10 protein-coding genes are annotated in these 13,684 nt (G+C 32.7%); 9 read left to right on the forward strand and 1 reads right to left on the reverse strand.

What is annotated here, in order from left to right; all coding sequences use genetic code 11:
• The 6 genes from AST99_RS08495 to AST99_RS08520 all read left to right on the forward strand — a co-directional run.
• Positions 1 to 691 (forward strand): glycoside hydrolase family 30 protein (locus AST99_RS08495; protein ID WP_198151440.1); only part of this gene is annotated, 691 nt, incomplete at its 5' end.
• A 64-nt stretch (positions 692 to 755) separates the two neighbouring features.
• Entirely contained in the window at positions 756 to 3,059 is a 2,304-nt protein-coding gene (bglX, locus tag AST99_RS08500) for a beta-glucosidase BglX (protein ID WP_057781416.1), read from the forward strand.
• A 92-nt stretch (positions 3,060 to 3,151) separates the two neighbouring features.
• Positions 3,152 to 4,528 carry a sugar porter family MFS transporter gene (locus AST99_RS08505; protein ID WP_057781417.1) on the forward strand — a complete coding sequence of 459 codons (1,377 nt, stop codon included), beginning with the start codon at positions 3,152 to 3,154 and terminating at the stop codon, positions 4,526 to 4,528.
• 353 nt (positions 4,529 to 4,881) lie between these two features.
• Positions 4,882 to 7,644, forward strand: a complete 2,763-nt coding sequence (locus tag AST99_RS08510; RefSeq protein ID WP_057781418.1) for an outer membrane beta-barrel protein — start codon at positions 4,882 to 4,884, stop codon at positions 7,642 to 7,644.
• A gap of 160 nt (positions 7,645 to 7,804) precedes the next feature.
• Positions 7,805 to 8,626 (forward strand): SdiA-regulated domain-containing protein, encoded by an 822-nt coding sequence (locus AST99_RS08515; protein ID WP_057781419.1) that lies wholly within the window; start codon positions 7,805 to 7,807, stop codon positions 8,624 to 8,626.
• A 61-nt stretch (positions 8,627 to 8,687) separates the two neighbouring features.
• Positions 8,688 to 9,377, forward strand: coding sequence for a DUF547 domain-containing protein (locus AST99_RS08520; RefSeq protein WP_057781420.1), 690 nt, complete (start codon positions 8,688 to 8,690; stop codon positions 9,375 to 9,377).
• A gap of 100 nt (positions 9,378 to 9,477) precedes the next feature.
• Here the strand turns inward: AST99_RS08520 and AST99_RS08525 are convergent, their stop codons facing one another.
• Positions 9,478 to 10,467, reverse strand: coding sequence for a phosphotransferase (locus tag AST99_RS08525; RefSeq protein ID WP_057781421.1), 990 nt, complete (start codon positions 10,465 to 10,467; stop codon positions 9,478 to 9,480).
• A gap of 371 nt (positions 10,468 to 10,838) precedes the next feature.
• Here AST99_RS08525 and AST99_RS08530 point away from each other — a divergent pair, with 371 nt between their 5' ends.
• From AST99_RS08530 to AST99_RS08540, 3 genes are all read left to right on the forward strand, one after another.
• The gene (locus AST99_RS08530) at positions 10,839 to 11,603 is read left to right on the forward strand and encodes a DUF547 domain-containing protein (protein WP_057781422.1); all 765 of its coding nucleotides are present in this window, start codon (positions 10,839 to 10,841) and stop codon (positions 11,601 to 11,603) included.
• Positions 11,604 to 11,652: 49 nt separating this feature from the next.
• A complete protein-coding gene (locus AST99_RS08535; RefSeq protein WP_083495648.1) occupies positions 11,653 to 13,059 on the forward strand; it encodes an FAD-dependent oxidoreductase in 1,407 nt (468 codons plus the stop codon).
• Positions 13,060 to 13,291: 232 nt separating this feature from the next.
• Entirely contained in the window at positions 13,292 to 13,678 is a 387-nt protein-coding gene (locus tag AST99_RS08540) for a DoxX family protein (RefSeq protein WP_057781423.1), read from the forward strand.
• Positions 13,679 to 13,684 lie beyond the last annotated feature (6 nt).

Below are 13,684 nucleotides of genomic sequence, written 5' to 3' on the forward strand. Positions count from 1 at the left end.
CTATTTAGGACCAACTTTGGAAAAAGCTGGCATGGCAGATAAAAATATTGTGGTTTGGGATCACAACAGAGATTTACTGTCTCATAGAGCGAATACCATTTTTGAAGATCCAGAAGCAGCAAAATATGCATGGGGAATTGGGTTTCATTGGTACGAAACTTGGGCAGGAGGCGACCCGATGTATGACAATTTAAATAATGTACAAGAATCATTTCCAACTAAAAATAGTTTGTTTACAGAAGGGTGTAATGAAGGATTTACTCAAGAAAAATATCAGTATTGGCCAAATGCAGAACGTTATGGAAACTCTATGATTAACGATTTTAATAATGGAGTAACCGGCTGGACAGATTGGAATATTTTATTAGATGAAAATGGAGGTCCAAATCATGTTGGAAATTTATGTTTTGCTCCAATACACGCAGATACTAAAACAGGAGAATTAATTTATACACCAGCCTATTATTACATTGGTCACTTTTCAAAATTTATTCATCCAAAAGCTAAAAGAGTAAGTACAACAACTAGTAGAAGTACCATTGAAAGTACAACCTTTAAAAATATAGATGGTACTATGGTTACTGTTGTTATGAATAAAACAGATCATGCAATTAAATATAATTTTATAGTAAATGACACTCAAGTTGCTCTAGAGATTTTACCTCATGCGTTACAAACTTTAGTGTATTAAACCGGATAACTATTCTTGTTATAATAATCCTTTTATTACAACCACAAAATCACAAAACAGATAGATGAAAAAAGCCCTTTTATTTTATATGATTTTAATGAGCATATCGTGCCAGAAATCGACTCCAGATCGCGTAACTCCAAAGACAACCACAACATCAAATGGCATGCAATTGGATTATGAAAAGCGTATTGATAGCCTTTTAAACCTCATGACTTTAGAAGAGAAAATTGGACAAATGAATCAGTATAGCGGGTTTTGGGATGCGACTGGTCCATCGCCAAAGGCAGGGGAAGATGCGGACTCCAAATATAAAGATTTAAAAAAAGGCTTAGTAGGCTCCATGCTTAATGTGAAGGGCGTAGCACAAATAAAAGCGCTTCAAAAAATAGCGGTAGAGGACACCCGATTGGGAATTCCGTTAATTTTCGGTTACGATGTCATTCACGGCTTTAAAACCATTGGTCCAATTCCTTTGGCAGAATCGGCAAGTTGGGATTTAGAAACCATAAAAAAGTCTGCTGAAAATGCGGCAGAGGAAACGGCAGCTTCTGGTATAAATTGGACGTTTGCACCTATGGTTGATATTTCTAGAGATGCGCGTTGGGGACGCGTTATGGAAGGCGCCGGAGAAGATCCGTATTTAGGTTCTAAAATTGGAGTGGCTAGAGTGCAAGGCTTTCAGGGAGACGATTTATCTTCTCCAAAAACAATTGCAGCCTGTGCAAAGCATTTTGCAGCTTATGGGTTTGCAGAAGCTGGACGTGAATATAATACTGCAGATATTGGAACATCAACACTTTATAATATTGTATTTCCTCCGTTTAAAGCAGTCACAGATGCTGGGGTAAGAACGTTTATGAATGCGTTTAACTTGGTGAACGATATTCCTGCGACAGGGAATGTGTTTCTTCAGCGCGATGTTTTAAAAAGAGATTGGGGTTTTGATGGATTTATTGTTTCAGATTGGGGCTCGATTGGAGAAATGACTACACATGGGTACACCAATTCTGATAAACAAGCGGCTGAATTGGCTGTAAAAGCAGGTTCCGATATGGATATGGAATCTAGTGCTTATGTCAAAGAATTAGCGCAATTAGTTAAGGAGGGCAAAGTCGAAGAAGCGCTTATAGACGATGCCGCAAGACGCATATTAAGAGTAAAATTTGAATTGGGACTATTTGAAGACCCTTACAGATATTGTGACGCGGACTACGAGAAAACAGTAGTAGGTAAAAAAGCCTTTCATGATGATGCTTTAGATATGGCTAAAAAATCAATTGTGCTGCTTAAAAACGAAAACAACCTATTACCGTTAAAAAAAGAGGGACAAAAGATTGCCTTAATAGGAGCCTTGGCAAACGATAAAACGAGTCCGCTTGGAAATTGGAGAATCGCAGCAGACGATGGTACTGCGGTTTCAGTTATAGAAGGGCTAGCTGCGTATAGCGATAATACGGTAACATATGCGAAAGGTGCAGATGTTTTAACAGCAGATTCAAAGTTGTCTTTTGCACATGAGGTCACAGTAAATGAAACTGATAAATCTGGTTTTTCTGAAGCTATTTCTGTAGCAAAAACTTCAGATGTTGTAATTATGGTTTTAGGAGAACATGGTTTACAAAGCGGTGAAGCACGAAGTAGAACACAAATTGATTTGCCAGGAGTACAACAAAGTCTTTTAGAGGAAATTTATAAAGTCAATCAAAATATTGTTCTGGTTTTAACCAACGGAAGACCTTTAGCAATTCCTTGGGCAGCAGAACATATACCGGCAATAGTTGAAGCTTGGCATTTAGGTGTGCAAAGTGGTAATGCTATTGCCCAAGTGTTATATGGTGATTATAACCCAAGTGGAAAACTTCCAATGACGTTCCCTAAAAACGTAGGACAAGTTCCTATATTTTATAATAACAAAAGTACAGGAAGACCTGATGGAGAAACTAACGATGTGGTATTTTGGTCTCATTATATAGACGAAAGTAACGCGCCTTTATATCCGTTTGGATATGGATTAAGCTACACATCTTTTACTTATAAAAATTTAACGACACAAAAAACTGCAGCTCGACATATTACAGTGACTGTAGAGTTAACCAATACCGGACAAGTAAAAGGAAAGGAAGTTGTACAGCTTTATATTCATGATAAATATGCTTCTACGGTAAGACCCGTGAAAGAATTAAAAGGGTTTGAATTGGTTGCATTAGAACCTCAAGAAACTAAAACAATAACTTTTGAACTGACTGAAGCCGAGCTTGGATTTTATACCGGTCAAGGCGAATATATTATAGAACCTGGCGAATTTGATGTCTTTTTAGGTGGAGATTCCAATGCCAAGCTTTCAACAACGTTTAGTTTAGACTAAATGTAATTCAAAATACCTATATTATACATACAGATTATTAATTCGTTAAACATGAATTAGTTCAAATATCATTCTAATAAAAAAAATAAAACATGAAAAAAGGTGCTTATTTACTACTAATTGCTGCAGTTTCGGCTCTAGGAGGTTTGCTTTTTGGTTACGATACAGGAGTTATTAATGGTGCTCAATTTTATCTTACAGAACACTTTGGTTTAAGTGATGCTTTAAAAGGTTGGGTTGTAGGTAGCGCATTACTGGGGTGTTTTGTAGGGGCTATCGTTGCTGGACCATTAAGTATTAAAATAGGAAGAAAGTGGTCTCTAATTATTTCGGCTATATTATTTACATTATCCGCCTACGGTTCAGGTTTACCAGAACTCTTTCCACAATCTGTAAGTATGTTGGTGTTTTTTAGAATTTTGGGAGGTTTAGGTATTGGTATAGCATCTATGAATGCACCTATGTACATTGCCGAAATTGCACCGACTAATATTAGAGGTCGTATGGTGACGTATTATCAGTTAGCTATTGTTATTGGATTTTTTGTAGTGTTTTTAGCAACCTATTTTATAGGTACAACCTTAACACTTGAAGAGAATATAGCGTTTGGATGGCGACGTATGTTTTGGTCTGAATTAATTCCTAGCATATCATTTTTAGTACTATTATTTGTAGTTCCTAAAAGTCCGAGATGGTTGGCTTTAAAAGGAAAAGATGACGAAGCGTTAGCTATTTTAAAAAGAATAAATGGTAACGAATTGGCATTAAAGGAGATCCTGTTAATAAAAGATTCATTGCAAGAAACTAAACAAAATATTAAAGTAAATTATTTTTCGAAATCTATTTTAGCAATTATTGTAATAGGTACCGTGCTTTCTGTTTTACAACAGTTTACAGGTATTAATGCGGTGCTGTATTACGGCGCAGATATTTTTGAAAAAGCACTCGGTTTTGGGAAGGAAGATGTGCTTGCACAACAAATTCTATTAGCATTTGTTAATTTAGTATTCACGTTTGTTGCGATGTTTACTGTGGATAAATTTGGAAGAAAACCATTACTCTACATTGGTTCGGTTGGAATGATTATTGGTTTTTTACTCTTAGGAGTTACGTTGCAGCAACAACAAGTTGGGATGTTATCGCTAATTGGCGTATTATTATTTATTGCCTCTTTTGCATTATCTATGGGCCCTGTAGTTTGGGTTTTACTTTCAGAAATGTTTCCTAATAAAATAAGAAGTTTAGCCATGTCTGTAGCGGTATCTGCACAGTGGGCAGCCAACTATATGGTTTCGCAATCTTTTCCTGTAGTAATGGGGAGCGAAACCAATGTTCAGGCACCTTGGAATGGTTCGTTGCCATACTTTATTTTTATAGCTTTTATTTTAGTAATTGTGTTTGTGACGTATAAATTTATACCAGAAACTAAAGGGAAGTCTTTAGAAGAAATAGAAGGCTTCTGGAATTAAATTTTATAATTCATGGGTAATTAGAATCCTATACTATACCACTTATTTAATAGCAAATTAAAAACTCATCCCGTTTAATATTTTAAATAGGATGAGTTTATTATGTTTTAATTTTCCATTAAAAATTATAATAAATAACAGATGTGGTTCTACACTGAAATAGGAATTTAGGCTTTACAAATTATCTTCACTAGAATGAAGAAACCATAGCTGTAAGTTTATAAATCATACAGAACATACGTTATACTTGTTTTATGTTACAAATAGCTCATTTTGAGTTGATACTGTAGTTTTTTATACTATTTTTAGATTAATATTATAATAAATAAGAAAAACTACCTCATTTCAGTTCCATGAAAAATTTGCTTGTATTCTTTGCTTTGTGTTTTTTTAATATAATATACGCCCAACAGCATGCCTTTGAAATTTCAGGAGTATTAACTTCCGAAGAAGACAATTTACCACTAGAAGCTGCTACGGTGTATCTACAACGCGAAACAGATAGTACTTTAATTACGTATACCATTTCTAATAATAAGGGCGCTTTTACTTTAGAGAATAAAACGAGTGATACACAAGCTAATTTATATGTCTCGTTTATGGGGTATAATACCTACCAAAAAAAAGTTAAGTTAGATCAGTCTAAATTAGATTTAGGTATTATTAAATTGTCTTCAAATACCTCAGAGCTAGATGCTGTTTTAATAAAATCTCAAGCTCCTGTTACTATAAAAAAAGATACTTTAGAGTTTAATGTGAAATCTTTTAAGACTAAAAAAGATGCGAATATAGAAGATTTATTAAAGGAATTGCCTGGAGTAGAAGTAGGGGCAGATGGTAGTATAAAAATAAACGGAAAGACGGTTAATAAAGTATTGGTTAATGGCAAGTCGTTTTTTGGAGACGATCCTACAATTGCCACGCGAAACTTAAGTAAAGATATTATTGAAAAAATTCAGGTCTCAGATACTAAAACAGATTCAGAAGCTTTTGCGGGAGAAGCAGGTGAAGGTGAAAATAAAACAGTAAACTTAGTTATTAAAAAAGAAAATAATAAAGGAGTCTTCGGACGATTAGCAGCCGGTGGAGGGACAGACGAGCGGTATCAGTTAGCCGGAATGTACAATCAATTTAACGACGATTTACGAATAAGTGCTTTAGTGGGAACCAACAATATTAATGAACCTGGTTTTAGTTATGGTGAAATTGATAAAATGTTTGGAGGAAGAGCGTCTTATGATACCAACAGTCAGATTTTTAATTACGATCTCGAAGGTGTTATAACGTCTAAAAATTATGGCTTTAATTATGTTGATGATTGGGGGGAAACGGTAGAAGCTTCAGCTAATTATTTTGGTTCCAATACGCAAAATGAAAATGAAATAGTTTCAGAGCGAGAAAATATTTTGCCAGACAGTCGGTATTTTACCAATTCATATTCAAATTCTGTACAGCATGCAGATCAGCATACTATCGACTCCAATTTTAAATTTAAAATAGATTCTACTTTATTAATAACGTTAAAACCACAGCTTAGAAAAATAAATAGGACCAACATGTATCGGGAGAATCAAGATTCTTATGATGAGGATGGCGCAGCCATAAACAATTCTTCTAGCCGTTCGTTTACAGAAACCGATGAGTCCGAATTTCAGAATAATATCAACATTACAAAACGGTTAGGAGAAAAAGGATCATTCTTAAAACTAGATGTATTTTATAGGACGATTCAAACCGATGATGAAAATGAATTGGAAAATGAGGTAAATATATTGGGAGAAACTACTGAAACTACAACCTTAAATCAGTTGCGAGAAACCGATAATTCAGACAAAACATTTATAGCGGCTGCGACTTACCGTTTACCTTTAATAGAAAAAGTTCTGTTTTTAGACTTTGGTTATGGTTACCGAGATAATACAAAATTAAACAAGCGAACAACCTTTGATTATAATGATGATGCTTTAGAGTATGAGCCCACAACAAATACCGCTTTTAATTCAGATTACGAGTATGCCAATATCACAAGTACCCCAACCGCAAGTGTGGAGTATAAAAAAGAAAAATGGAGTACGTCTTTAAAAACAGATTACATTTTTAGAACCTTGGAAAACAAAGATGCATTGCGCCCTGAATTTGATTTAAAGCGTCATTTTAATGCAGCAGCAGTTCAGTACCGTTTAAATTATAATGGTCCCAAAACCAGATTAGGCTTAAGGTATAATTTAACTAACGATGCGCCAGCTCTTAATCAACTAGAAACCTTTGTAGATGTTACAGATCCGTTAGATATAGTTGTAGGGAACCCCGATTTAAGTCCAACAGATAACCATAATTTTAATATTTACTTTAATAAAAATAATTTTCAGAAAGGTTTTGGGCTTAACCTATATACTTATGCAAGCATTAAAAATGATGCTATTGTGTCTAAAACCACCGTTAACGAAGATTTAGTTCAGGTAACAACCTATGAAAATGTTAATGGAAATTATAACTTATATAACAATGCTGGTATTAATAAACGCGTTAAAATAGACAGCTTAAAAACCTTAAACATCAGGGTTGGTATATCACACTCAATAACCAGATATATAAATTTTACTAACGACGTAAAATATGCATCGCTTATAAATTCTGTAGGTCCAAGTTTAGGGTTGTCATTTAATTGGAAGGATGTTATGGAATTCAGTACGTATTATAATGTTGACTTTAAACATAATTCGTTTGATATTGATGTGTTTAATACACAGGAATATACAGAACATAGATTGTATATTAATTCTACACATTATATCGCTAAAAAATTAGAATGGAGTAATAGTATTAATTATAATTATAATCCAAATATAGCCGATGGTTTTGAAAAAAGTGTCTGGTTTTGGAATTCTACTTTGGCTTATTCCGTCTTAAAGGATCAGGGGTCTATAACACTAAAAGCTTACGATTTGTTAAATCAGAACAACAATTCCCGACGTGTAATTAACCAAAATTATATAGAAGATAGACAAAGTACTGTATTAGAACAATATTTTATGTTGGGCTTTAGTTGGAAGTTTAATACGCTAGGAAAAGCAGGAGAAGTTGGAAAAAGCCGTGGTATGATTATAAGACTATAGTCTTAATCATTGTTTACTTAACACCAAATCCATTGAAAGTTATCGCTTTTCTATTAGTAATACTTTTAACGTCTTGTATTGAAGATTCTAATTACAAATGCTCTGTTCTAGGAAGAAAACCTTAAATTCACGCTTATTTTTAATTCGTAAACTTAATATTATGTTTAAAAAAGTGTTTTTGCTGTTGTTTTTTTGGACGTGTAAAAATCCGAATGCAGAATTGAATACCACTACAAATTATCAATTAAGCAAGCCTTCTAAAATATGGGAAATGCCTAAAAAACTGGTTGAGATTTCTGGGATTTCTATTCTAAATTTTCCGCATATATTAAGTATTAATGATGAAGAAGGTAAATTATACGATTATAATCTAGAAACAAAAGATTTAGAAGAAACCTATAAGTTTGGAAAGGATGGCGATTATGAAGATTTAGCAATCACGGAAGATGCTATTTATGTTTTAAAATCTAATGGTACGATCTATCAGATAAAAAACTTTAAAAAGAAGCCTAAAGTAGAAACGTTTAAAACCTTTTTAAGCGAAAAGCAGGATACCGAAGGTTTGTTTTTTGACGCTGACAAAAACCGTCTATTAATAGCGTGCAAAGAAGAGGTAGAAATAGATGATGAGGATTATAATGTGATTTACGAGTTTGATTTGAATACAAATACACTAGAAAAAACTCCTGCATTTACCATTTCAAAAGAGCATTTTAAGTATAAGGATAAAAAGCATGATTTTGCCCCGAGTGGTTTAGCTATTCATCCAAAAACAAATACCTTATTTGTGATTTCTACAGTTGGTAAACTTATGATAGAAATGAGTTTAGATGGAGAAATATTAAACAAATATAATTTAGATTATTCCCATTTTATACAGCCAGAAGGTATCTTTTTTACACCCAATGGAGATTTATATATTTCTAATGAAGGGAAGAAAGACAAGGGGAATATTTTAAGATTTGATTATATAAATAAATAGTTTGTTTTCTGTAATCGTAACGACTAATTTTTAAATTAATATTTAAGATCGTTTTGGTTTCATGTCAAATTCAAACTCTATAATTACGCTTTCAGGTACATTATTACTTCATGTTAAACTTAATGAAGATACCAAATCTTTAGAACAGGATTTGGGTAATTTATCTCTGAAAGATTTGCAATCTCAATTAACTACAGATCAAGCAAAACAAACGTTTTGGATAAATATCTATAACGCGTATTTTCAAATACTAGCTACTCAAAATCAGACACAAGGCAAGCATATTTTTAAAATAAAATCTGTGAACATTGCACATTCACAATTTAGTTTAGATGATATTGAACATGGTATTTTAAGAAAATACAGATGGAAGAAAAGTTTAGGCTATATTCAAAATCCGTTTGTGTCTGCTTTAATCAAGGCATTAGCAGTCCAAACCATAGATTTTCGCATCCATTTTGCTTTAAATTGTGGCGCTAAAAGTTGTCCGCCTATCGCATTTTACACTTTAGATAAACTTGATGAACAATTAGATAATGCCATGTATTCTTTTTTGTCTTCAGAGACTTCCATAAACAGCAATACAAATACAGTGCAAACCTCTAAATTGCTATTCTGGTTTCAAGGTGATTTTGGAGGTTTAAAAGGTGTAAGACGGATGTTAAACAAAGTGTTGCAAATTGAAAATAATACCTATACGCTTAAGTATAATGCTTACAGTTGGGAACCTCATTTAGAAAATTTTGTATAAAAAAAACACAGACTAAAAACACAAGATCTTATTTTCAATTGTGTTTTTAGTCTGTGTTGTAATGCCATGTGTAATGCATGGCAATATTTAATTTGTATCCTTATGTAGTTATTAATTGATAGGCAAATGCTAAGAGTTTTTCTTTGTTTTTAAGGTCCGATTGTAATGGTAATTGAGCTAAACCTATCAAACGGCGCATAATTTCTACACCAATAAATCCATTTAAAATACCTTCATCTAATTCATTAAAATTAAGGTATTTTGTTTTAGCTAAATGGATAATCTCTTGCGACTGATTAGATAAATATAAATGTGCAATTAATACGCCTAAATCAAACTCTCTTAAACCATAATAACAAAATTCTGGATCTATAATTTTAATGCCTTGAGCGGTAGAAAGCCAACTGGCAGGATAAAAATCGCCATGTAATAAATATGGGCCTTTTGCCATGTAATGGGTGCCTAATTGTGCTATTTTCTGTTTTAAAACTGTATCTTTCTTGTACTTTAAAGCTAAAGTCTGTAAACCGTCTTGAATAGTGTCTAAGTCGAAGCCATTTTCTTCTAAAAAGGGGTAATTAAAGATGTGTTCGTAATTTAATTTACGCATCTCTGTATTCGCTAATTCGTTATCAGGATCTGCTTTATAAAAATTTTCATGTAACAAATTAAGATACTGTACCAATACATCGATGTTGTTTTCTGTAAGGGTTTGATTTGCTTGATATAAAATGTTAAAATCTTTTGCTTGTCCTAAATCTTCTAAGAGTAAAATATTGTTTTCAGAATCTAAACCCAGTATGTCTGGCATTTGTGTTTTAAGATCTGCTAAGGTGTTTATTTTAGTATAGAATGCTGCTTCTGTGAGAACACGTTTTTCTGGCGCTTTAATCTGTGGATACTTTTCTACATACCCACGAGATTGCTTTATAATAAACGAGCCCTGATTGGTGGTTATACGTAAGACATAATTCATGTTGCCTTCGCCAGCTTTGGTGCAAGATATAATATGGTCTTCATGAGACAACCATTTATTTTTTTGTAAGTAATGCGCCAATTTATCTGTAGCATTAGCATCTAATATAAACATAGTTTACTGTTTTTAATATCTCACGTTAAACTAAAATAGCTCTTGAGTTATAGCAATTATCTTAATTTTTTAGAATTCAATTGATTTGTGTTGTGCCAAAAGTATTCAAAATAATGATTTTAATCTAAAGTGTTTTTTTAAGATGATTATTATAATATTCCCGTTTTAAATTGTCTGTTTAAAAGGGTTAAAGTAATATCTAATACACAGACGAAACTAATTTCCATTCCTGACATTTAAATGTTAATACTCTGGTGTATTACTAAATTTTAATCTTAAAAATGCGGGTTAAAGCGTATCTTAAAAACAAATCTTAAATTTTTATTTGTTAGGAACTTAAAAAACTAGCGTCTTTATAATAAATCACTTTAATGAAAAATTATCTTTTATTCCTGTTCTTAATTCCAACAATGGTCTTTTCAAATTCTAATAATACAGCGTATTTATATGCTGTAAGTGAATATCTTAACGAGAGTTTAGAGGCGTGGTCTCAATCTGTAAATCATGATGTCTGGGACGATTTGCTTCAGAAACATGTTTCAGAACATGGGCACGTAAATTACGAAGGTTTTAAAACAGACGAAGATAAACTTCAAGATTATTTAAACGTTTTAAAAACCCATGCGCCTTCAGAATCGTGGACTAAAAATGAAAAGTTAGCGTATTGGATTAATGCCTACAATGCCTTTACAGTGAAATTAATTCTAGATAATTATCCTGTTAAGAGTATAAAAGATATTAAGAATCCTTGGGATCAAGAATTTATTATCATAGCCAATAAGACCTATAGTTTAGGAGATATTGAACATAAAATTCTTCGTAAAATGAATGAACCTAGAATTCATTTTGCTATTAATTGTGCTTCGTATTCTTGTCCAAATTTATTAAACGTGGCTTATAAAGCAGACACTTTAGACAATCAGTTAGACGTTGCAGCACGTCATTTTGTAAACGACACTTCAAAGAATACAATTTCTAAAGATGCTGTTGAAATTTCAAAGATTTTTGATTGGTTTTCTGGCGATTTTAAATCCTATGGTAGTATAATCGATTTTCTGAACAGCTATAGTACAATCAAAATTAATGCAAATGCTAAAGTAAAGTATAAGGATTACAACTGGAGCTTGAATAAATAAACTTCCAATTCATTTTAAGAACAACTCACTAACATAAACAGAACAGTATATGAATACAATAGATTTATATGGCGCAGATTGGTGTCCAGATTGTCAAAGAGCAAAAGCATATTTAAAAGAACACAACATAGATTTTAATTTTATTGATGTCGATTTAGATAAAGAAGCTACAGCGAAAGTTGAAGCAATAAATAAGGGAAAACGTATTATTCCAACAGTAATTATAAACGACAAACCATTTACAAATCCAGATAATGCAACTTTGGCAAATCTATTAGGGATTAATAAGCAAGGCGTTATAAAATTGTATGGTGCAGATTGGTGTCCAGATTGTCAGCGAGCCAAAGCTTATCTTCAAAATAACGAAATTAATTTTCAATACATTGAAGTTGATAAAAACAAATGGGCAGCAGATTTAGTAGAGCAAACCAATAACGGAAAACGTATAATTCCTACTGTATTTATTAACGAGACTTCCTATACCAATCCAGATAATTCTATTTTAAAAACGGTTTTAGATATTGGTAAAGAAGCAGAACAGACGGTTTTCGATACTGTAATTGTTGGTGCTGGTGCAGCAGGATTGACAGCTTCAATTTATATTCAACGCGATAGATTTAATTCTTTAATTCTTGAAAAAAAGAATATTGGTGGGAATGCATTTTTAACAGAAAAGATTGAAAACTATCCAGGTTTTACAAATATTTCTGGGCCAGATTTAATGACTAAAATGTCTGAACAAGCTAAAACCTATGGCGCTAAAATAGAAACGGGTGTTGCTGTAAATAAAATACACAAAAAAGGAAATGAATTTGTTTTAGAAACTAATATGGGCGAATATGTCAGTAAAAGTGTTGTCCTTGCTTTAGGGTCTACTTACAGATTATTAGGAATACCGAATGAAGCCGATCTTATTGGTGGTGGTGTGCATTTTTGTGCTACATGTGATGGTGCATTTTACAGAGATCGCGAAATTATTGTTATTGGTGGCGGAAATAGTGCTTTAGAAGAAGGTATATTTTTATCAGGATTTTGTAAAAAAGTAAGTATCGTTAACCGAAGTAAAACATTTTCAGCTTCAGAAACCTATATTGATAAATTGCCTAGCATTAAAAATATTGAGACTTATATGAATAAGGAATCTGTGGCATTTATAAAAGATGAAAACGGAAATTTTAAAGGCTTAGAAATTAAAGATAATGAGACAGGCGAAGTTGAAGCTTTACATGCCGATGGTTCATTTATTTTTATTGGTCTAATTCCAAATACACAAAACGTAAAAGATTTTATCGATTTAGATGCTAGAGGATTTATTAAAACTACGGCCTTAGGCGAAACCAGTGTAAAAGGTGTTTTTGCTGCAGGAGATTGTAGGGAAGGCGCTATTGCTCAGGTCGCCGCAGCAACAGGAGAAGGCGTGTTAGCGAGTTATGGTGTGCGAAATTATTTTAAATAATTAACATGGAAAATTGGTGTTTACTATAATGATGCTGCCAGGAATAGCTCTGTTAATATGCTATTATGTGTTTAATTATATTTTCGTATCGCTCAGTTCGAATTAGACTACATCAATTTTCAAAGACTCAAAATCAGAAATCAATCTTCTCTGAAACTTTAAGAAAAGCGTCATGTTATTTAGAAACATGAAACGCTCAATATAATAGAACTATTAATTTAAATACTTATCAATGAATACATCACAAAAAATAAATAAAGCTAGTAATTTAGTTGCAGCAGGATTGATGCTTTTTTTCGCCATTCCTAAGCTTTTAGGCGCAGAAAAAAGTTTACAAGGATTTAAGCAATTTGCCACCTTAGTACCATTAGATCCAAATGTATTTAGAATATTTACAGGTATTGTAGAGCTTATTGTTGCTATATTACTTATTATATATACTGTAAAGCACACAGTTAACTTAGGGAAATTAGCCTATTTTTTATTGTTGTCTACTATGGTTGGAGGACTAATAATGGAGTTCTTTGCAAGACCAGAACCAGCGATGATGTTGGTTATTATCGCGATAATATTGGCTACACTTTCAATATTTAAATTAAAGATGCTTCTTAAAAAATAGTGTGAA

This window comes from Formosa algae, assembly GCF_001439665.1.
Lineage (GTDB): Bacteria > Bacteroidota > Bacteroidia > Flavobacteriales > Flavobacteriaceae > Formosa > Formosa algae.